Here is a 21,446-nt window from a genome sequence, read left to right as displayed (position 1 = left end):
CTTTGTTGCAGGAGCCGGGATTTGCATGGTCATAACCCTTTACCTCCGGTTGGCTGCACGTCGGCAGGTTCGTCTTTCCAGACATCGCGCAGGAAGGTGGTCGCGGAAGGATGCGGCAGGTAATTTTTGACATCCCTGCGCACCACGATGGAATCCACCATTTGAGATACCGGCACCAGCGCCGGGATCAGCGCGTCGTAGCGTTGCTGAATGGCGAAGTAATCCTGTTTCTGTTTTTCCGGATCGCGTTCAAGCAGCGCCTGATCAATCTGCGCATTCAGCTGCTTGTCGTAAAAACCGGTGCGCCAGCCCTGAAAATTGGTCAGCCGCGCCGCGTCGTTGTTGTCCGGGTTATAGACCAGCGCACGCAGGCTGGAATGCGGATGCGGTTCCACGCCGCTGCCGCCACGCCCGACCAGCATCGCGAACTTACGTTCACGCATCGCGCCGTAAATCTGGTTGCCGGTACCGGTGACAATTTTGGCGCGAATGCCTGCCTGCATCAGCGTCGACTGCACGGCAATGGCGATATTGAGGAAAGGCTGATCGGCCAGCACCCGCAGCGTGGTATCAAAACCGTCGGGATAACCGGCTTCCGCCAGCAGGGTTTTGGCGCGAGGAATATCCAGCGTATAACCCGGATCCGGCAGCGTGGCAGGCATACCGACCTGAATCGGCCGCTGATGCACAATGCCATAGCCGTTCATCAGCGCCTTGCCGATACCCTGATAATCAATCAGATAGCGCACCGCTTCGCGTACTTTCGGGTTGGCGAAATGCGGCTCTTTCATGCTCATTGCCACGTAATAAATGGTGCCTTTTTTCACCTGATCGACCTGCATGGCCGGGTCGTGACTCAGCGCCTTAACGTCGGACACCGCCATGTTATTGGCAATATCCAGATCGCCTTTTTCAATCATCAGGCGCAATGTCTGGGATTCCTGAAAATGACGGAACACCACGCGGGAAAGTTTCGGCTCGCCGCGCCAGTACTGCGGATTACGGCTCATGTTCAGCACGTCTTTCGCCTGCCAGTTATCGAGGCGGAACGGGCCGGAACCGGCTTCGTTAGTGGTCAGCCAGCGGTTGCCCCAGTCGCCGTTCACTTCATGCGCCTGCACGGTTTTGCTGTCCAGCGCCACCACGCTGCCGAGCGCGGCCAGCGAGTAGATCACCAGTTTCGGGTCATTCGGTTTAGGCAACTGAATTTCGACGATACCGGGAGACGGCGAACGCACCATCTCATCGACATTCTTTTTGCTGAAACCGTAGGATTTCCACACCGACGCCTGCGCCAGATTGAGGTGCAGGATCCGGCGCATCGACCACACCACATCGTCGGCGGTGACCGGATTACCGGAGTGGAATTTCACGCCGTCGCGCAGATGAAAGGTGATGAGGTTGCGGTCGGCATTGACCTCCCACGAGGTCGCCAGCGCCGGGCGCACATTGGTCAGTTGTTGCGGATCCAGTTCAATCAGCGGGTCGTAAAGATTGACCACGATGCCGACAATGTCATTGCCGGTCATCGCTGCCGGATCGAGCGTTAACAGGTTATTCATGTTCATGCCGATGATCAGCTGGTCGGGCGGCGTTTTCGCCTGCACCGTCCAGCCAGCCGTCATCAGCAGGAGCGCGAAAAGCCATGCGCCCCACGGTTTGCCAGAGTTCATGATGTACCTTCCGGGTAGAGTCAGAGGTTTATTATTTTTTCTGCCCGCAGGTCAGTCGCGGCTGACGGTATGGGTTTCTATGTAATCAAAATTAATGTCCTCTCCGAGGCCGGGGCGGTCAGAAAGATGAACAAAGCCGTGTTCATCCATCGGGTCAACAATGCTGTTCAGGTATGCAGCAGGTTCGTCGTATTCCAGGAACGGATGCAGCAGACCGCGTTCGTACCAGCGACAGTTGCGGATTGCGCCGACCACCGCCAGACTCGCCGCGCCGTTGCCGTGCACTTCGCAGTCCATCCCAAAAGCTTCCGCCAGACTGGCGACTTTCATGCACGGCGAGATGCCGCCGACGCCGTTGGCACCGGCGCGTAAAATGTCGCAGGCACCGGCCTTCACCCAGTCCGCACGGCTGTGGTGCTTGCCACCCAGACTTTCCGGCCCGATCACGTCGATAGACAGGTTTTCCGCCAGCCAGGCATAAGAAGCCATGCTCTCTTCTTCCATCGGTTCCTCGAACCAGGCGAAGTTGAGTTTTTCCAGCGCCTTACCGATGGTCAGCGCCTGACTGCGGCTGTACCAGTGATAGCCGTCGAGCATCAGTTCGATATCCGGCCCGACCGCTTCACGCACGGCGGCACAGGCTTTGATGTCCATTTTCGGATCCGGCGCAAATGCCACCGGCGGCATCCAGGTGTGCAGCTTGATAGCCTGATAACCGCGGGCCACCAGTTTTTCGGCAAACTGCCCGAATTCGTCCGGCGTCGACAGCCCGCCCTTCAGTTCGTCGCCACACATGGTGCTGCCGTAAGCCGGGACTTTTTCGCGAAAACCGCCCAGCAGTTTGTGCACCGGCATATTCAGTTTGCGGCCAATAAGATCCCACAATGCCTGCTCGACAAACGACAGTGCCCGCTCGGTCAGCTGATGCGCACTGCCACGTTGCCAGTGAACCAAATCCTGCCAGAGGCGTTCGCGGTCGAACGGGTTCTGGCCTATCAGCACTTTCCTGAAAAATGCGTTCACCACATGCGGACGCACCACTTCAGGCGGTGCGAACGAATACCCGCAATCACCTTCGTCAGTGGTGATCGTTAACATGGCCATTTTCGCCTGACTTTCTTCACCCGGATGAGAATGACCCGCGCTGTCAGAAACGCGACGGGTCGGATAAGTAAAAACAGAGACTTCAACAGAACTTATTTTCACAGCGATACCTGCCATTACTGAGAGAGTTAACGCCCTTCAGAGCGCTTCGTCATTGCGCGTCCATTCAGCAGTGTGAGCACACTCACACTTCTTTAAAACCGCAATCCAACAATAATAAAATAGCGTTTCATTATTGAACTTAGCCAGTTTGGTGACGCATTTCCACGGCTAAAAGCCGAAAATTTGCCGGTAGATTTGGGCATCTGCACGACGGAATGTGAGCATTTTCACGAAAGTGAGGGGAAGTGTGATCTGTACAGGAAATAGACGGATGGGATGTAGGGGGATATTGCGGCCTTTACTTTGTGATGAGAAAAGTGGGCACGAGGAAGTCAATCCGTTAGGCTAACGTTTTTAGAAGGTGTTTGCTGACCAGTCGGAGTGGAATATGTTGCGCGTTATTGATACGGAAACTTGTGGATTACAAGGCGGCGTGGTTGAAGTGGCTTCGGTCGACATTGAAGACGGGAAAATCGTCAACCCGATGAGTGATCTGGTGCGCCCCGACCGGCCGATAAGCCATCAGGCAATGGCCATCCACAAAATTACCGAGGCCATGGTGGCCGACAAACCGTGGATTGAAGAGATCATTCCGCGTTATCACGGCAGCCAATATTATGTGGCCCATAACGCCAGCTTTGACCAGCGCATGCTACCCGATATGCCGGGTGACTGGATTTGCACCGTGAAACTTTCCCGCCGTTTATGGCCGGGGATCAAATACAGCAACATGGCGCTGTACAAATCCCTCAAGCTGGACGTGGCAACGCCTGCGGATCTGCATCATCACCGCGCGCTGTTTGACTGCTACATCACCGCCGCGTTACTTATCCGCATTATGGATGAATCAGGCTGGACACCGGAAGAAATGGTGACCATTACCGGCCGCCCTGCGCTGGTGAGCACCATGATGTTTGGGAAATATCGCGGCAGGAAAATTGCTGAAATCGCCGAAGACGACCCGATGTACCTGCGCTGGATGCTGAATAACATCAAAGAATTAACGCCTGACCTGCGGATGACACTCAGGCATTATCTGGAGGTAGAGTAAACCGTTACAGCGGCACCTTATCACGACACACACCCAACACCAGTTGCCGCAGCCAGCGGTGCGCCGGGTCAACTTCTGAACGCGGATGCCACATCTGAGAAATCGTGATTTCACGGGTTTCCAGCGGCAGTTCGAAAGCATATAACCGGTCTGGCTCAGCAATCAGGAATGACGCGGGGATCAGCGCCACCAGATCGGAGTTTTGCGCAATCGCCAGGGCGGCGGAAAAACCCGGCACGACGGCGGCAATTTTCCTTTTCAGCCCGACTTCGGCCAGCGCGTCATCCACAGGTCCGTAAGTGTTGTTGCGACGTGAAACGACAACATGCCCGAACGACACGTATTCGTGCGCGGTAATCGTTTTCTTAAGCGCCAGCGGATGACCTTTTCTCACCACGCCCATAAACCTGTCGCGGAACAAAGTTTGCAAACGAATTTCCGGTCCCATTTCGCCTAAAACACCAATCTCAAGATCCACCCGCCCTTCCCGCAACGCATTTGAGGTTTTTTCCGGTTTTGGCATAAATCGCAGACATACGGACGGGGCCACCTGCGCAGCGGCGGCAATCATCGCCGCGCCAAATGCCACCACAAAACCATCGTTGGAACGGATCAGGAAAGTACGCTCAAGTCTGGCTAAATTGAAATCTGCTGATGAAGGCCGCAACAGGGCGCGCGCCTCAAACGCCACATTCCGGGTGCGCTGGCGGATTTCTTCGGCATAAGGCGTCAGCACCATATTTCGTCCGGCGCGCACCAGCAGCGGATCGCCGGTGGTTTCGCGCAGGCGACCCAGTGTACGGCTCATAGCAGAGGCGCTTAATCCCAGACGTCGGGCAGCAGCGGCTACACTTGCTTCAGCCAGCAGCACATCAAGTGCAATAAGTAAGTTCAGATCGGGTTCAGTCATCTGAACAGAGTAACGCAATGGCAATAATGAGAGAAGGCGTTTGGTGCAGGTATTAAGTGCAGATGCTGCGTCTTCCGCACTATATTACCTGCCGGTATAGTTACCTGACTCAATATCAATAAGGCGAATGCGTTATGGAATTATTTTCCGACAAACCAGGCGATGAAGGATTACCCGGCCGTGAACGGGGATTTGCCATGGCCGCCGTGATGATCATGGCAACGATGGCGGTATTCGACGGTTCGATGGTCAACATCGCACTGCCACAGATTGCACATGCACTGGATATCTCGGCAGGTGCAGCGGTCTGGGTGTCGAACGGTTATCTGCTGTCGGCGTCCATGACACTGGCAATCTTCGCCGCGCTGGCCAGCCGCATCGGTTTCCGTCCGCTGTTTGCCGCCGGACTGACGGTGTTCACCCTTGCCTCTTTGGGTTGTGCGCTGTCATCATCGCTCGACATGTTGATTATCATGCGGGTGCTTCAGGGAATTGGCGCAGCAGCCACGCTGAGTATTGGCCCGGCGATATTGCGCTCCGTTTTCCCCAACCGCCTTCTCGGACGAATACTGGGGCTGAATGCTCTGATGATCGCCACCAGCACCGCTGTCGCGCCGGTGCTGGGCGGGACAATATTATCGGCGATGAGCTGGCAGTGGCTGTTCGCGATCAATATTCCGCTCGGCATTATTGCGGTCATTCTTACGCTGCGCGTGGTGCCATCAAACCCCGCCAGTACGCGCCAGCCGTTTGATACTGCCGGGGCGATTTTATCGGCAGTCGCACTGGGCGCGCTGATTATGGCGGCAGAATCCTTTGCGCATCCGGGAAATGACAAACTTGCCACCGCCATAACCTATGGCCTGACGGCGATAATTGCAGGCGTGGCCTTTGTCTGGCGTCAGCGTCGGGCGCCAAAACCGCTGCTGCCGCTCGGCATGTTTGCCTCCACGCGGTTCACGCTGGCGGCCTTCACCTCGCTGGCCTCATTCGTCAGCCAGGGCATCACCTTTGTCGCGCTGCCGTTCCTGTTTCAGAGCGTTTACGGTTACAGCGCCTTTGTTTCCGCATTACTTTTCACGCCCTGGCCGCTGGGGATTATTCTGGCGGCACCGCATGCAGGACGCCTTGCCGACCGTTATCCGGCCGCCATTATTTCTACTGTGGGTCTGGCGGTATTTGCGGTGGGATTACTGTTACTCGCGCAACTCCCCGCGCAACCCCAGGTCTGGGATATCGGCCTGAGAAGCTTTATCTGCGGACTGGGCTTCGGCTGTTTCCAGAGCCCGAACAACCGTGAAATGCTTTCCAATGCGTCGCGGGAAAACAGCGGTTATGCCTCCGGCGTACTGGCCATTATGCGCACCTTCGGCCAGTGTCTCGGTGCCGCGTGCGTCGGGGTCATCCTGACACTTTATTCTGCCAGCACGGTGTTACACGAAGCGCAGGCGGTGAAGGTCAGTTTGTGGGTGGCGGTGATGGCGACGGTGCTGGCGAGTGTGATAAGCGTCAGCCGCCTGCGAGGTCAGCGCGGTCACTTGCAGGCGGAGAAATAATGGAAATAATAGATAACCGATACCTAAGAGAGTAACACCGTGTCCCGTTCCCAGCGTTTGCTTGATTTAATTCAGATCCTCCGCCGCCACCGGTTTCCGGTGACCGGGTTCACGCTGGCTGCGGAACTCAATATCAGCGTCAGAACGCTCTACCGGGATATCGCAACATTGCAGGAGCAGGGAGCCGATATTCAGGGCGAGCCGGGGCTGGGATATATTTTGCGCCCCGGTTTCATGCTTCCTCCTCTGATGTTTTCTGAGGATGAAATCCAGGCACTGGTGTTGGGTTCCCGCTGGGTATCCAGACGTAGCGACGGGCAACTGAGCGCGGCAGCAAAAAACGCGCTTGCCAAAATTGCAGCGGTGCTGCCCGAAGATCTGCGCATGTCTTTGGAATCGACAACCTTACTCATCGGCCCAGCAGACAATTCTGGCGCAGACGCAGCCTTATTACCGCAAATCCGTCAGGCAATTAAAGACGAACGTAAAATTGAAATTGTTTATCGCAGCCTGAAAAATGAAAGTTCCTCCCGGGTGATCTGGCCATTTGCCCTCGGTTATTTCGATCAGGTTCAGATACTGATCGCATGGTGCGAGTCGCGTCAGAGCTTTCGTCATTTCCGCACCGACTGCATTATGTCTCTCAAACGAACGGATGAGCGCTACCCAAGGCGGCGTCAGAGATTGCTGAAAGAGTGGCAGGATAAGGAACAAATCTCACCTCAGTAACCCGAATCACTCCTGACAGAAACTGGCAGTGGTGGCCACTAAGATACTCAGTAACAGACATCAAACCGGATGTCTTTTCATTCCTGAGGGGCCATTAATGATTGATTCAAACTTCGTTATTTTGTACGTCAACAATCCGCAGGTCAGCGCCAGATTCTATGAAGACCTTCTGGAAAAACAACCCGTTGAGGCTTCAGCCACTTTCGCCATGTTTGTTCTACCCTCAGGGATGAGGCTGGGCCTTTGGTCAAAGCATACTGTCGAACCCGCCGCTGAAGGTTATGCCGGAAATGGTGAGATCGTCTTTTCTGCTGACAGCAATGAACAGGTCGATGCTCTCTGCTCTCTCTGGCGCGATAAGGGACTTGAGATAATGCAGGAACCTGTTGAGATGGATTTCGGCTATACCTTTCTCGCGTTGGATCCTGACGGGTATCGCCTGCGGGTTTACCGGTTGTCGATAGAGTAAACAGCTCAACCCGGAGCGCCCTCACAGGCGCTCTGCTTAAATCAACGGGTTCTGATACGCATTCCAGCGATTGCGGCAGATGTTTCGTTATTCCGGTCAGTCCTTGCGCCGGATCTTTCCCAAACACCTGTTTCAGGATATGTTTATGACGAAACAGACCGGCGAACGTCTGATGGTTATCCCTGAAGTCATACTGTTGAAGGATAAATTCTATGCTGGAACTGAGACCCAACTGCGAGTGTTGCAATACCGATCTCCCCCCTGCTGCTGATGCCAGAATTTGCTCGTTTGAATGCACATTCTGTGTAACCTGTGCCGAAGACAAACTTCACCGGATATGCCCCAACTGTGGCGGAGAACTCGTTGCCCGTCCCCGCAGACCGGCCAATAAACTGGCCAATAATCCGGCGTCCATAACACGGGTATTTAAGCCAGAGGGCTGTGCTTCTTAGTTCCGCGCAGTGTCACGCCAGAGTTTCAGCCGCTGGCGTGCCTTCATCCAAAACAACGGTCATCTGTCTTCTCCTTACTTCAGGACATATAAACGCTTCTGTTTCCTGAAACTGAACTAAAGTTATCCTTCTCCTGCCACTCCCGCTGCATAAAGGGAGTCAAAGAATTCTATAACATTATTATTAAAAAGGATTTTTATGCCCCGCATCACTTCTCTGGTTTCTTCATCTGCACTGATCGGTTCGGTTTTTCTGCTCACAGGATGTCCGCCTCCGCCTGATTTAACCCAGTGGCAGCGCCCTGGCAGCACCATAGATGACGCGCGTGTTGCGATGGGGCAATGCGGCGTCCCGCTTCCGGGGCCGGAACCTTCTTTTACCGACAATGAAACGGTGCTGTATTACCAGTGCATGGAGGGGAAAGGATTTACCTATAAGGGCGATTTCCATATTTGCGATTACTACAAAAACACCCCTGCCTGCATCGAGAAACAACAGGGACATCCGCTCAGTCAGCGACAGCTCGAAGCGCTACCTTTTGTCGCCGATAAGGGTTTTCACCCGATCAAACCGGATTCAGGCCGGGATGAGTCACAGCTCATCAGCTGGCGTAAAGCGGGCGCCTCACTGCATTTTTCACACGCTGTGGAGAACGATAAGCTCGCGTTACAAATGATGTATGAATGCGGATATCCGAAACCGCTAGGCTCGGTTCCTTTCGTTCCGACCATTCTTAAGGCCGCGAAAGTTCAGCAATGCATGCTGGATAAAGGTTTTGAACCGAAACATAAACTCATGCTGGTTTGCCGCAATTATCCGCAAGTGACAGGCTGCGGGAAATAGCGAAACCTATGTCCAGATTTCCCTGCCATCCGGCATTGAAGTGGTCAACAAATACACGATGGTTCATCAAGATGGTAAATCTACGAAGTCGAGAATATCTATGAATTTTCTGAGAATGACTGCTTCACTCTCGTCCACCAGAGATCCATAACCCCAATTTGCAAATGCAAACGACATTTCGTATCCCTGGGCGGCCTCAAAATCATTCTTATTGTCTCCGATCATTATCTTATGAAGCTTACCGTAATCGGCACGTGCTACAACTGCGTGTAGGTGTCTGGGGTCAGGTTGGAAGAGTGGAGATAGGTTATGTTGGTTCAGCGGCATTTTTTGGGGTACTCCAGGAACAGGTCCAGCGGTTTCGCAATAAATGGCCCGACGTTATGCTTAACACGAAGGAATTACCCACCGAGCAGATCCTGCCACTCCTGGAGGAAGGCAGGATAGATTTGGCTTTTGTCCGAACGCCCGTGCATCTGCCTCTGTCTGTCTCCAGCCATGTCATGGCACGGGACCGATTCTGTGTGGCTCTGCCGGCAGACCACGCTCTGTCGAAGATGTCGACGGACATTCTCCCGCGCGCGCTTTCCAATGAGTCGTTTGTGATCCCAGAACAAGGTCTGGGCTTGCGTGAGGTCGCAAGGCGCGGAAAATTCGATCCACATATCGTCTCGTCGCCCGGAACTCTGGTTGCGGTGTTGACACAAGTAGCGCTGGGTATGGGTGTCGCAATCATTCCCAGTGTGCTGATCAACACGATTCAATTGCCGAATGTCGTTTTCAGAGAAATTGCCGGCCCTGCTATTGTTTCGGAGGTGGCGGCACTATTTCGAAGGCATGAGCGATTGCCAACGGTGCGCAATCTTATTGAACAGATGCTCGAGACTGACTGCCGCGCAGCTTTAGCATGGTTTTACACACCTATGGCTCAAAGTATGGAAATACGCGTCCCTTGAATACTCAGCGCAAAATCTGCACCAAATACTTTAGCTGGCGTCTGAAATCCAGGCTGGCTTACTCCGTTAAGCACCCGTCTGGCGGCTTCGACCGCAGCGAGTGGCGTATAGGAATATCCGTTGACCGTTTCAATGACTGCATGGTGAATGTCACCATCAACCCCGGTCATTTCTACCACTGCACGAGCGACATTACCTGCGCGCTCTTCCTGAGAGGGGCCATCAGGCAAGCGTGATAAATCTCCGGATGGAAAGGCATCGCCACTCACATGGACATACATTTCAATATTTGGAATGCCGGTTGAATGCCATGCAGTAACAAGATCACCGAAAGAGAGTGGCGCACATTCTACTTTCCCTTCACCAAAATCAAAAAAGTCTGTTTTGGCATCGGTTTTCGTCGTCAGTTCACCATTGACCCTGGCAAGCAGACCCGCGCTGATAATCTCTCCCACACTGAAGGCCGAACCCCGTGACATTGAGCCTGCAACCTGCAGCGCAATTCTCAAGCGTACAGGCTCATGCACCTTTTCAGCTATCGTCACCGCGAGACAATCCGTTGGCACAACATCCCATCCCACACCAGGCAGTAACATGACCCTGGCCGTGGAGGCGAGATCATGCAGTGACTCAGCCAGCCGATAAACGTTGATTTCGGCAGTAATATCCAGGTAATGAATACCCTGAATAATGCAGGCTCGCATCAGTGATTCTGAGGTATGAGCAAAAGGACCGGCGCAGTTCAATACAACCGTTATCCCGTCTAAATGACGAGGGAGAGCCCCGGCATCATCCAACGCAAAAGCATGGGCCCTTACGTCCAATGTTTTCGCCAGTTCATCCAGTTTTTCTTTATTTCTGCCGGCAATCACGAAATTGAGACCAGCGTCTTTTGCCTGTTTGGCAATCATGCGTCCGGTATAACCGGTGGCACCGTAAATAAGTAATGTTTTCATGATGAGGTGTGCTGCCAACTTTTATAGACGAATTCCAGGGTGTAGCCGTCGGGATCGATAACGCCGGCAGCGTAATAACGGGGATCATAATAAAGGCGTGCGCCCGGCGCACCATTGTCAGCGGCTCCCGCACTCATTGCTGCGGCATAGGCTTCATCAACCCTTTCTTTGCTATTAGCGACAAAGCCAACGTGCGTGGCCCCGCCTGCAGCGTCCCCCTCGCGCAGCCAGAAAAATATCCGGCCGTTGGCACCAAAGCCTTTGAGGTCAGGATGCCCCGGCGGCCCATCATTTCCGTCATAGTCCAGGCGAACGGTGACGCCGAGAGGCGCCAGGGCTGCGGTGTAAAACGCAACGGATCGCCCGATTTCAGTCACCGATAGAAAGATATGATCGATCATAGAGCCTCCTGTCATCATTAAATGTGATAGCCGCCAGCCACTTCGATGGACTGAGCATTAACCCAGCCATTTTCATCCGACACCAGACTCGCAATGGCCTTACCTACATCGTCAGGCTCCCCAACGCGTCCAAGCGCTGTTTGTGAAGCGAGTAAGGCTTCGAACTCATCATTCAGGCCGCCGCCCAGGCCGGTACGAATGGCACCTGGAGAAATAGCGTTTGCGCGAATACGGCGTGGCCCAAACTCCTTGGCCATATAGCGTGTCAGTACCTCGAGCCCTCCTTTGAAAGCGGCATAAGGCGCCACACCTGAAGTCGCAACGCGTGTCGTTGCGCTGGTCACATTCACGATGTGCCCCCCATCAGCAAGGACGGGCAAAAGAGCCTGTGTCAGGAAGAACGGGCCTTTAAGGTGAACATTGAACAGACTGTCGAACTCATTTTCTGTCACCGTTTCAATCGGGTTAAAAAGGCCGAAACCGGCATTGTTGATCAGTACATCAAAATCAGAACGTTGCCAGAAACGGTGTAGTAAATCCTCAAGGGTCTTCCTAAAGGTAAGGAAAGTTTCAGAGCGCGAAACGTCAAGCTGGACAGCGATAGCCTTACCGCCAGTCGCTTCGATTTGTTTGATAACCTTGTCAGCGGCTTCGGGATGATTATGGTAGGTGAGTACCACGCCCATACCGCGTGCGGCACACTGGATAGCCGTACTGGCTCCTATACCACTGCTTCCACCTGTTACAAGAATAACTTTCATGATGTTTCCTTTCTCTGTGTTTGCGTTGGAGTAATAGTAAGGTAAGGGTCAAACAGGGGCTTCCGTGTTCCTGCTCGATTCTTGCCTGTTTCTGCTTTATGCTCCTTTCAACGATGAGACCGAGGATGTAAGACATGATGATGCAATCCCAGCTTGATGAGCTTTGTGGTCTTGCCGCACACGCCAGCAACTGGCGAACGGAGACGGGGATCCCACGCGTCGCGATGGTTCAGGGAAATATTCCGGCTTCGGCACTGGCTGCGGTTTATGAGCCAATGATCAATCTGATCCTCAGGGGAAGTAAGTCGATGACGGTGGGAGACCGGGTTTTCAACTATGACCCTGCCTCGTATTTTGTGATGTCGGTTGATTTACCTGCAGTGGGTGCTGTTCATCCGTCTGCGACGGGAGAACCGTATCTGGCGGTGAGCCTGACCCTGGAACCTCAACGGGTGGCTGCTATGCTGGACGATTTACCTCAATCAGCCATGAAAAACAGACCGGAAGGCGCGTTCTCTGTTGCCTCAGTGACATCGGAACTTCTTGATGCGTGGGTCAGAATGCTGCGTCTGATGAAGACCCCCGACGATATCCCCGCCCTCGCGCCCAATTATGAGCGCGAAATTCTGTATCACGTATTGAAAGGACCTCATGGCTGGATGCTGAGGGACATTGCTTCTCCGGGCACGATGTTGGCCCGAATCGGCAATGCCATTCGCTGGTTAAGACATAATTTTACAGAAGAGTTTGTCGTTGAATCATTGGCCGAACGGGAGGCGATGAGCGTATCGGCTTTTCATCGTCACTTTAAAGCCGTCACGGCCATGAGTCCTTTACAGTATCAAAAGCGCGTTAGGCTACTTCATGCCAGAACGATGTTATTAGGCAGGCAACAAAGCGTGACGTTTGTTGCCCAGGAAGTGGGGTACAGGAGTGTGCCCCAGTTTAACAGGGATTACGCCCGCATCTTTGGTCTGCCACCGCTAAAAGATGTTGCCCATCTGCGTAAGGTCATCAATGTGCGTGACAATCCGTAATGTGAAAGCAGGCCAGGATGTGGTGATTTACGAACCCGCTAATGTGTATGACTGTATTCTCGGTGATGACGTTTTTGTCGGGCCCTTTGTGGAAATTCAGGCCAACACCAGCATCGGACGGGGGACAAAAATCCAGTCGCATACCTTTATTTGTGAATATGTCACTGTCGGGGAAAACTGCTTTATCGGCCACGGCGTGATGGCTACGGGCGTTGTAGCCATAAAAAAGGCCGCTTGCGCGGCCTTTCAGATTTCAGAGCTTATGACAGCTAATTATTTAGCGTCAGCGTCTGGCAGTGCGTAAGCGATAATGTAATCGCCCAGTTTGGTGCCGAACGAACCGTGACCGCCTGCTGCGATAACAACGTACTGCTTGCCATTCACAGAGTAAGTCATCGGGGTCGCCTGGCCACCTGCTGGCAGACGAGCTTCCCACAGTTTGTCACCGTTGCTCATATCAAATGCACGCAGGTAGTTATCTGCGGTCGCTGCGATGAAGAACACATTACCGGCGGTAGAAATCGGTGCGCCCAACATTGGCATACCCATTTTGAACGGCAGCGGTAATGGTGAGCTGTCACGCACGGTACCGATACGTTTTTTCCACACGATATCGTTGGTTTTCAGGTCAACGCCGGAGATGTAACCCCATGAAGGCTGTTTACAAGGGAAGCCCAGCGGAGACAGGAACGGGTTCAGCGTCACGCCAAATGGCACGCCGTACTGTGGCTGAATGCCAGTCTCAGTACCGGAACCACCTTTATCGTTCTCATCTGGCTCCATAGGGTTGCCAGGACCACGTGGGATCAGTTTAGACACGAACGGCAGTGCGATCGGGTTCGCGATAGCCACCTGACGGTCGGTATCCACAGAAATACCGCCCCACTCGAACATACCGAGGTTACCCGGGAACACCAGCGTGCCCTGCTCGGATGGCGGTGTGAAGGTGCCTTCATAACGCAGTTTGTGGAAGATCACACGACACATCAGCTGGTCATAGATCGTTGCGCCCCACATGTCTTTACCGGTCAGTTTGGCTTCCGGACGGAAAGTCAGTTCGGAGAACGGCTGAGTCGGAGAAACGTGGTCGCCTTTCGCTGCGCCTTGCGGAACAGGTTTTTCAGGTGCGTCAACAATCAGCTTACCGTCACGGCGATCCAGCACGAAGATGTTACCGGTTTTGGTCGGTACATAAATCGCAGGAACTTTGTTGCCGCTCTTGTCAGTGATATCAGCCAGCGTTGGCTGCGCCGGAACGTCCATATCCCACAGGTCGTGATGAACGGTCTGATAGAACCAGGCCAGTTTACCGGTGGTCGCATTCAGCGCCAGCAGGCCGCTCGCATAACGTTCCATTTCCGGAGTACGGTTGCCGCCCCAGATATCTGGTGTCGCTACGCCGATTGGCAGGTAGACCAGATCCAGCTTGTCATCATAAGCCGCAGGCGCCCATGAGTTCGGGGAGTTTGGCGTGAAGTGCTGACCATCTTCAGGGATTTTGTTCGGTTCAGCCGCACCCGGATCGAAGGCCCACAGCAGTTTACCGGTTTCCACATCAAAGCCACGGATCACGCCGGAAGGCTCGCGGTTTGAGTAGTTATCAGTAACCGCACCCGCCACGATGATCACAGATTTAGTGATGATTGGCGGTGACGTTGGCTCGTAGTGCCCTGGCGTTGCGTAAGGCATGTTGCCTTGCAGGTTCAGCTCACCGTTGTTACCGAATGCCGGGCAACGTGCGCCGGTTTCAGCGTCCAGCGCGAACAGACGGCCATCGTTGACCGGCAGAATGATACGACGTGAACAGACAGCAGGCGCTGCGCCATTAGCCGCATCACCTTGTGCAGCAGGTGTGGTCTCATGATAAGACACACCGCGACAGGTCACGTGCTGGAAGGTCGGGTTAGAATTGAGCTGCGGATCGAACTTCCACTTCTCTTTACCGGTCGCGGCATCCAGAGCAAACAGCTTCTGGTGCGGCGTACACAGGTAAAGCATGTCGCCGATTTTGATTGGCGTCACTTCGTCAGTGATTTCGCCCGGATCGTTCGGGGTCTTCAGGTCACCGGTACGGAAAGTCCAGGCCACGTCGAGCTTGCTGACGTTTTTATCATTGATCTGGTTCAGTGGCGAGTAACGGGTACCGCCCTGAGTACGGCCATAGGCCGGCCAGTCACTGGCAGGAACGCCGGAATCGGTTGCTGCCGGTGCAGCATCGGCAGCTTTAAGGGTGCCGTTGATTTCCTGCGGATCGTTGAAAACGGAGTACGCCAGCACAATCACGGTGAACAGCAGGGAAACGGCCAGAGCGCCGCGTGCGAAAGCATTTTTCGCCAGCATCTGGTTATACACAACCGGCAGCAGGATCCACAGGCCCAGGAAGAAGGTGACGTCTAAACGCGGCGTCAGTGCCCAGAAGTCTGTGCCTACTTCCCACACCGCCCACACCGTGGTGCCGAACAGGAAGATTGCGTACAGCAGTAATGCAGAAGAGCGACGGCGATACAGCAACCACGCGGTAACCAGCGAGATAACACCGGCAATAATGTAATAAAGAGAACCACCTAATTTTGCCAGCCAGATACCGCCGACAAGAAGATAAATCCCGCTTAACGCGGCGAACAAAGCGGTAATTATGACGACGATGCGTGATAACGAGGCTTTCGTTTCCATAGTTGATGACCTTACTGATTTTTTATAATCGTCGATTCAGGCATGAGCCGAATCTTCAAGAACATCCGGTTCTCACCGGGTGTCATTCCTTGCATGTGCTGCCCCGCTTCAAAAAGTGCAGGTAACGGGCAGCACCGCGTGGTTCATTGTTCTGCTGACTGAACGTACTGACTAAAAGTTATTCGAAACTATAAGAAAGCGTAGCGCCGCCACCGTAGTTTCTGCCAGGTGCCGGTTCGAAATAACGGCCATTGCCTTCATTAACAATCACAGAACCGACATAATTTCTGTCGAACAGGTTGTCGACGCGGGTAAACAAATCGAGCGTCACTTTGTTCCAGTTGAAGCGGTAACCCGCATTCACGCTGGCCACGGTATAAGCGGGGGCCTGTTCACTGTTTTCGTCGTTTACTTCAATGTCGCTCATGTATCGCACATCGGCGCCCGCGTGCCAGCCGTCAACCGGCGCCCACTCAAGAGAAGCGTAGCCCATGTTGCGCGCAATACCCGGCAGTCGGTTGCCTGCTGGTGTGCAATCACCCGCGCCACAGGTCTCGTTGCGGAAAGTAGCATCGAGCAGCGTCCAGGCCATTTTCACGCGCCAGTTTTCTTCAATCTGCTGATCTAACGACAGTTCCAGACCGCGACGGCGTGTCTTACCGGCGTTGGTGTAGCTTGACCGCCCGCCGACACTTTGTGCCACAATCAGCTCGTCATCGGTATCGGTCTGGAAGACGGCAGCGGTCACTAAACCGTTGCCCACGCGCCATTTGCTGCCCAGTTCCACGGTGTTACTGGTGGAAGGTTCCAGTCCCAGATTCAGGCCAGATTTACCGTCGGTGCGGTAAGAAAGCTCGTTAATGGTCGGCGTTTCGAAACCGCGCCCGGCCGAAATATAAGTGTTCAGTGCAGGCGTCACGGCATAGTTCAGGGACGCCATCGGCAGCAGTTTGTGATAACGGCGCGAACCGCTGTCATCAGGGTTGCTGCCGGTAATGTAATAATCCTGCGAGTCGAAACTCACGGTGCTGTAACGCGCACCGGCATCCAGCGTCCAGCGCGATGTCAGGTTCCACGTGGTTTGCAGATAGGGATCGAGGTTCCACATCACGTTCTTTTCGTTACGGCGTTCGTCGCCTTTCACGCCCAGATCGCCTTCATCATTGAAGTTTTCATAACCGAAACGACGCTCGGTCATGGTTTCATAATCCAGCCCGCCGGTGACGGAAAACGGCACGGAACCTATCTGATCGTCATGTTTCCAGCGGGTATCCACACCGGAATACTTACGTTCCAGAACAATCACCCCGCCCGCGTTCAGCGGATTTTTCTGCGATGCCGCCGGAATGGTCTGGTATTGCGTCGTGTGGCGTTCGCCGTGATAAGTCATCAGGCTGAACTCGTCGTTTTCGCCCATCTGACGCTGATAGCGTAACCCGACTTGTGTCTGATCCAGACTCTTACGGGCGTTGTACTGATCGGCGCGTTTGGCCTGCTTCGGGTCATCATGCCATTCAGATTCTGTCAGGCCACCCGGATCGTTGGCATCCACGGACACGCTGTTAAACATCAGCGTCAGGGTACTGTCATCATCAATACGCACGCCCAGTTTGCCGTTGCCGAGATTTTTCTGCGTACCGCTATGGTCACGGTAGCCGTCAGTGGTGAAACGGGAACCGGAAATCAGGTAATTCACATCACCGGCATGGGTGCCGTCGCCGGTTGCGCCGCTGGCTTTGACGCTGTTACGAAACGAACCGTAGCTGCCGAAATAAGTGCCCGCTTCCAGTTTGGCAGGCTGTGAACCGGTTTGGGTATCGACGTTCACCACGCCGCCGGAGGCGTTGCCGTACAGCGCTGAGAACGGCCCGCGGAGCACTTCAACACGCTCTACCGAGTTCAGATCGATATTGGAGGTCTGTCCCTGCCCGTCCGGCATGGTGGCAGGAATACCATCAACGTAAATACGCACACCGCGCACGCCATACATGGAACGGCTGCCGAATCCGCGAACGGAAAGTTGCAGATCCTGCGCATAGTTCTGGCGGTTCTGAACCTGTAAACCGGGGACGCTGCCAAGGCTTTCAGACAGATTGACCTGCGCTTTGCTGTTTCTGAAATCCCCGCCATCAATCACGCTGACTGCCGCCGGGGTATCGAGTTCGGATAATTTACCGGTGCTTTCACGCTTGATGACCATCATTGTTGATGAGCCGGCGGTGTCACCCGCATCATCTTTCGGCGACGCTGTCGAAGACTGGGCGTAACTGACTGATACCGGGTTAAAAAATGACAAAAACGTGATGATAAAAGCAGAGGTTTTGGCGTTCACTTTATGAGTTCTTTTGTTTTACGTTAAAAGGTTGAGTCAAAAAATACGACGCATCTCTCAATTCTGGACATAAGAAGTAGACATAAATTGACCAATCTGATTGAGAGCCGTGAAGGGGCTCACTATAGATTTTTTCTTCTTGTTAGTACATACGCAACTTTACAAATATAACTTTTTAACAAAATACCGCACGCAGTGTACATCTGACGCCATTTTCAAATTCTATCTCCGCGCAAAATACAGGGTTTTATTCGTCTGATAGCGTTTATATTCCGATACAAAATAAACATCCGCTTTCATTCGAAAAATCATCCAACGATCTCCCGGTATTTATCCGCGCCTCAGTGGTAACGATTACACAATATACAACCAACTGATAATTAGGTGATTTACCGGAAAACAAAAATGCACCTGATGCGTATTTATCAGAGAATATTTTCAGCTGGCTAATTCCTTTTTGTCTTTCGAAATCCAGACGAAGGCGCAGACCTCAGAATAAATATAGACCACTATTTCAAGACAGCGGCATATTCATCGCTGTTTTTTCAGACGATAAGTTCCGTGTAATGAAACCGTGGCGTCTTTACAAAAGATATAAAATGGAGAATTCTCACAGCGCTTAAAATACCCGCAAATAAACCCGGGGAAACGTTTTCACCGCATCCTGCGGGTCAGCGGCTTTATGACTTTTTTGTCATCCGCAGGTCACTCCTCTGTCAGAGCGCCACACGCAAAGTGGCATCACACACTGAGTTTCATTTCTGATCACAGTAAAAGAGGTCGTGCCATGCGTTTACGTGTAGTTTCAACATTGTTGTTTGCCGCCACTGCGGCGTTCGGTTCCCAGGCAGCCACCGCTGCGCCAGTGAAAAATATCGTGCTGGTTCACGGCGCGTTTGTTGGCGGCTCTGGCTGGCGTCCGGTGTATGACATTCTGACCCGCGATGGCTATAAAGTGACACTGGTACAGGAACCACTGACGTCGTTTGCCGAAGACGTTGCAGCCACTAAACGTATTCTGGACAGACAAAACGGCCCTGCCATTTTGGTCGGCCACAGTTATGGCGGCGCGATTATTACTGAAGCAGGCAACGATCCGCACGTAGCGGGGCTGGTGTATATCGCGGCGCATGCGCTGGACAACGGGGAAACCGAAGCGATTAACGGTAAGAAATTCCCGAACTCCGCGCATCCGTTTGTGAAAACGCCGGACGGTTTCCTGTACATCAATCCGGCCAATTTCCCGTCTGATTTCGCCGCAGACCTGCCACGTAAACAGGCTGAATTTGAAGCGCAGGCCCAGATGCTGACATCCGCCAGCGTATTTACTGCGAACATTCCTGATCCGGCCTGGAAAGTGAAACCGAGCTGGTACATGGTGGCGAAGGCCGACAAGATCATTAACCCTGATTTAGAACGCATGTACGCCAAACGCGCACACAGCCACACCGTGGAAATCGCAGGCGCCAGCCATTCCGTTTATGAATCACATCCAAAAGAAGTGGCCGCACTGATTGAGCAGGCGGCAATGGGGGCAGTGAAGTAAAATTATTGACGGCGGACTAAGGCGAACACTTTGATCAGCCGTATAATTCTTCCGGTAATCCTTTTGGGAAAAAACCTTCTGGCGGCACATCGATAAATTCGCCTTCAACCCGACGGATAAGGGTCCAGCCGGTTTCGGTCCACTCAGTTTCTTCCCAACCGTAATCTTTTTCACCTGTGTCTGGGTCTGACCAGTTACTGCGCCTGATGCCCTGAGATGCAGGGACTGGTTGCCCAAAGTCCTCGGGAATAAACCGGGCTGGTGCAAACTTAATATCCGGAAGATAGAATCCTGTTTGTTCGGGATTTTGTCCTATTTCTATTCTTACGGAAGGATCAAGTTCATAACAAGGTATTTTTGCTGGGAGTTCAATGTTTGAATATAAGCTTCCGCAGCCGGTATAGGTCAAATCCCCGTCGTCCCAATTGCCGCGCAAAGTATATGACAGTCTATTGTCTAATGCTGATGCTTTATATTCTAATTCAGAGATATTTAAAATATCCTCCTCCTTCATCCAGCCATTCCAAAACTCGACAATACCTTTGTTAATATTGCTCATAGCATGACCGATATCGAATGCTTTGATATCGTTATGAGTTCGTAGGATATAAGCTTTCATGTATCGTTCTTTCATTGGCCTGATATTAGGCATCACCCGAGACTCCCATACCACATCGGCCTGTTGCCACTGTGGGAGCTTTCTGGCGTTAAGCGGCATTTCACGTTTATATCTTGCCAGTGCTTCCTCATGTGCATCGATATAAGCAATAATGGCATCACGGGTTTCGGCATAATGTTCTGCTGAGATAAATTTTTCTAAAAAGTAACATTCCTGCGGATGTAAAATACCCATTATTCTTTTCCTTTTGGTTCATACCAGTTGTTTTTATTCTCTAGCTTCGGTAGCCCCAGATAAGGGCTGACAGGGTCACCGGCCACATCACCATAGCCCCAGCCGGTTTTACGCCGCTCACCGGTAAACTCTTTTCTAAGCTGCGACGGGTCCAGTACGATTTGTACCGCTCCACCTTCCAGCGAATATTCTTTGGCATTCTCATTAACTTGTGTTGCAGCGCGACCTTCCCAGACTTTAAGCGGTTGCCCCGGCGGAACGGTGTAAACGACATATTCCCCGTTTTCATTCCAGCTTTTCCATACGGCAAAGTTTTTACGCCAGTCACTTTTCGATGTCAGTTTTTCAAACTCTGCCTTACGCATCCAGCAGATGCTGTTGTCTGAAGAGTTTGGGTCAATGACCCGATAGATAATTTCACCCGGGGGAATTTCAACGCCTGTCATGGAATTATCGAAAGTATTAAATTTCCCATTCAAAGGTGTTTTGCGGTGAGGCATGTTTTTAATGTCTGGCCAGCCTTGGTCAATTTGGACGATTTGTGGTTTGGATAGTTTTTTAATCGGCTTATATTTCTCCACGGATACCCCAACATCCACCCAATCCGGTTTTTCCTGCTTAAACATCTCCACTTCTTTAGCCGCCCGTTCGCCGCCGTAGAGGTGTACGTTGGTGCCCACATGCGCGCGGTAGGCATTGTCACCTTCAACACGCAGGCGGTTTGCCAGTTTTTCCAGTAAATCCGTGACGGGGCCGAGGGCTTTACTTAGCATCCGGTCCGCGTTGCGACGTACTGCCATCAGCATGTTCAACAACGCGGCTACGGGTTGCTTTAACGATGCCGGGCCCCAGGCCGTGACTTTATCGAGAAGTTTTTTGGTGACGGAGAGGAGCTCATCAAAAACACTTAACAGGTCGAAGACGTCCAGGCTGTCGATCACGCCGCGTAATTTCTCCTCGAGGAAACGGTAAGGGTTATAAATTTTCAGATACTTCAGCGCGCTGCGCGTGGCGGGCATATTCAGAAAATCGTTCAATAAGC

19 protein-coding genes and 1 pseudogene are annotated in these 21,446 nt (G+C 52.9%); 10 read left to right on the top strand and 10 right to left on the bottom strand.

Going from position 1 to position 21,446, the window contains the following annotated elements:
- Positions 1–29: 29 nt before the first annotated feature.
- Together LC431_RS06560 and LC431_RS06555 are read right to left on the bottom strand one after the other, a co-directional pair.
- The gene (locus LC431_RS06560) at positions 30–1,673 is read right to left on the bottom strand and encodes an ABC transporter substrate-binding protein (protein WP_370633754.1); all 1,644 of its coding nucleotides are present in this window, start codon (positions 1,671–1,673) and stop codon (positions 30–32) included.
- A 51-nt stretch (positions 1,674–1,724) separates the two neighbouring features.
- The gene (locus LC431_RS06555) at positions 1,725–2,879 is read right to left on the bottom strand and encodes a mandelate racemase family protein (RefSeq protein WP_037033211.1); all 1,155 of its coding nucleotides are present in this window, start codon (positions 2,877–2,879) and stop codon (positions 1,725–1,727) included.
- Between the two features lie 388 nt (positions 2,880–3,267).
- Here LC431_RS06555 and exoX point away from each other — a divergent pair, with 388 nt between their 5' ends.
- A complete protein-coding gene (gene exoX, locus LC431_RS06550; RefSeq protein ID WP_013578051.1) occupies positions 3,268–3,930 on the top strand; it encodes an exodeoxyribonuclease X in 663 nt (220 codons plus the stop codon).
- A gap of 4 nt (positions 3,931–3,934) precedes the next feature.
- Here exoX and LC431_RS06545 read toward each other — a convergent pair whose 3' ends face one another.
- Complete coding sequence (locus LC431_RS06545) at positions 3,935–4,840, bottom strand: LysR family transcriptional regulator (RefSeq protein WP_112151461.1); 906 nt, start codon at positions 4,838–4,840, stop codon at positions 3,935–3,937.
- A 134-nt stretch (positions 4,841–4,974) separates the two neighbouring features.
- Here LC431_RS06545 and LC431_RS06540 point away from each other — a divergent pair, with 134 nt between their 5' ends.
- The 6 genes from LC431_RS06540 (at position 4,975) to LC431_RS06515 (ending at position 9,845) form a co-directional block, all read left to right on the top strand.
- Positions 4,975–6,396, top strand: a complete 1,422-nt coding sequence (locus LC431_RS06540) for an MFS transporter (RefSeq protein ID WP_013578049.1) — start codon at positions 4,975–4,977, stop codon at positions 6,394–6,396.
- Between the two features lie 39 nt (positions 6,397–6,435).
- The gene (locus LC431_RS06535) at positions 6,436–7,125 is read left to right on the top strand and encodes a YafY family protein (protein ID WP_223509508.1); all 690 of its coding nucleotides are present in this window, start codon (positions 6,436–6,438) and stop codon (positions 7,123–7,125) included.
- 97 nt (positions 7,126–7,222) lie between these two features.
- Positions 7,223–7,594, top strand: coding sequence for a VOC family protein (locus tag LC431_RS06530; protein WP_013578047.1), 372 nt, complete (start codon positions 7,223–7,225; stop codon positions 7,592–7,594).
- Between the two features lie 212 nt (positions 7,595–7,806).
- Positions 7,807–8,046, top strand: coding sequence for a DUF1272 domain-containing protein (locus tag LC431_RS06525; protein ID WP_013578046.1), 240 nt, complete (start codon positions 7,807–7,809; stop codon positions 8,044–8,046).
- A 198-nt stretch (positions 8,047–8,244) separates the two neighbouring features.
- Complete coding sequence (locus LC431_RS06520; RefSeq protein WP_013578045.1) at positions 8,245–8,889, top strand: hypothetical protein; 645 nt, start codon at positions 8,245–8,247, stop codon at positions 8,887–8,889.
- Between the two features lie 296 nt (positions 8,890–9,185).
- A complete protein-coding gene (locus tag LC431_RS06515) occupies positions 9,186–9,845 on the top strand; it encodes a LysR family substrate-binding domain-containing protein (protein WP_014416637.1) in 660 nt (219 codons plus the stop codon).
- Here the strand turns inward: LC431_RS06515 and LC431_RS06510 are convergent.
- The 3 genes from LC431_RS06510 to LC431_RS06500 are packed head-to-tail and all read right to left on the bottom strand — an operon-like array spanning position 9,818 to position 11,963.
- Positions 9,818–10,801 carry a trans-acting enoyl reductase family protein gene (locus tag LC431_RS06510; RefSeq protein ID WP_223509507.1) on the bottom strand — a complete coding sequence of 328 codons (984 nt, stop codon included), beginning with the start codon at positions 10,799–10,801 and terminating at the stop codon, positions 9,818–9,820. The genes LC431_RS06515 and LC431_RS06510 overlap by 28 nt on opposite strands.
- A complete protein-coding gene (locus LC431_RS06505) occupies positions 10,798–11,202 on the bottom strand; it encodes a VOC family protein (RefSeq protein ID WP_013578042.1) in 405 nt (134 codons plus the stop codon). The genes LC431_RS06510 and LC431_RS06505 overlap by 4 nt, the downstream gene beginning before the upstream one ends.
- 17 nt (positions 11,203–11,219) lie before the next feature.
- Positions 11,220–11,963, bottom strand: a complete 744-nt coding sequence (locus LC431_RS06500; protein WP_013578041.1) for an SDR family NAD(P)-dependent oxidoreductase — start codon at positions 11,961–11,963, stop codon at positions 11,220–11,222.
- Between the two features lie 134 nt (positions 11,964–12,097).
- Here LC431_RS06500 and LC431_RS06495 point away from each other — a divergent pair, with 134 nt between their 5' ends.
- Together LC431_RS06495 and LC431_RS06490 are read left to right on the top strand one after the other, a co-directional pair.
- Positions 12,098–13,000 (top strand): AraC family transcriptional regulator, encoded by a 903-nt coding sequence (locus LC431_RS06495; RefSeq protein WP_013578040.1) that lies wholly within the window; start codon positions 12,098–12,100, stop codon positions 12,998–13,000.
- Positions 12,981–13,202 (top strand): annotated as a pseudogene (locus LC431_RS06490) (hypothetical protein); the annotation flags it as partial. The gene LC431_RS06495 and the pseudogene LC431_RS06490, both read left to right, overlap by 20 nt.
- Before the next feature lie 71 nt (positions 13,203–13,273).
- Here LC431_RS06490 and LC431_RS06485 read toward each other — a convergent pair.
- Together LC431_RS06485 and pqqU are read right to left on the bottom strand one after the other, a co-directional pair.
- A complete protein-coding gene (locus LC431_RS06485; protein WP_013578038.1) occupies positions 13,274–15,673 on the bottom strand; it encodes a glucose/quinate/shikimate family membrane-bound PQQ-dependent dehydrogenase in 2,400 nt (799 codons plus the stop codon).
- A gap of 178 nt (positions 15,674–15,851) precedes the next feature.
- Positions 15,852–18,005 carry a TonB-dependent receptor PqqU gene (pqqU, locus tag LC431_RS06480; protein WP_013578037.1) on the bottom strand — a complete coding sequence of 718 codons (2,154 nt, stop codon included), beginning with the start codon at positions 18,003–18,005 and terminating at the stop codon, positions 15,852–15,854.
- 787 nt (positions 18,006–18,792) lie between these two features.
- Between pqqU and LC431_RS06475 the strand changes: the two genes are divergently transcribed.
- Positions 18,793–19,551, top strand: a complete 759-nt coding sequence (locus tag LC431_RS06475; protein WP_112151465.1) for an alpha/beta hydrolase — start codon at positions 18,793–18,795, stop codon at positions 19,549–19,551.
- 34 nt (positions 19,552–19,585) lie between these two features.
- On the opposite strand, the gene LC431_RS06470 is transcribed toward LC431_RS06475, so the two are convergent.
- Complete coding sequence (locus LC431_RS06470) at positions 19,586–20,404, bottom strand: hypothetical protein (protein WP_013578035.1); 819 nt, start codon at positions 20,402–20,404, stop codon at positions 19,586–19,588.
- Positions 20,404–21,446 (bottom strand): hypothetical protein (locus LC431_RS06465; RefSeq protein WP_223509505.1); only part of this gene is annotated, 1,043 nt, incomplete at its 5' end. The genes LC431_RS06465 and LC431_RS06470, both read right to left, overlap by 1 nt.

It is taken from the genome of Rahnella sp. GSA61A (assembly GCF_019969905.1).
In the GTDB taxonomy this organism is placed as follows: Bacteria; Pseudomonadota; Gammaproteobacteria; order Enterobacterales; family Enterobacteriaceae; genus Rahnella; species Rahnella aceris.
Note: the sequence above shows the minus strand (reverse complement) of the source record. Positions and strands in the feature narration are given on the sequence as shown.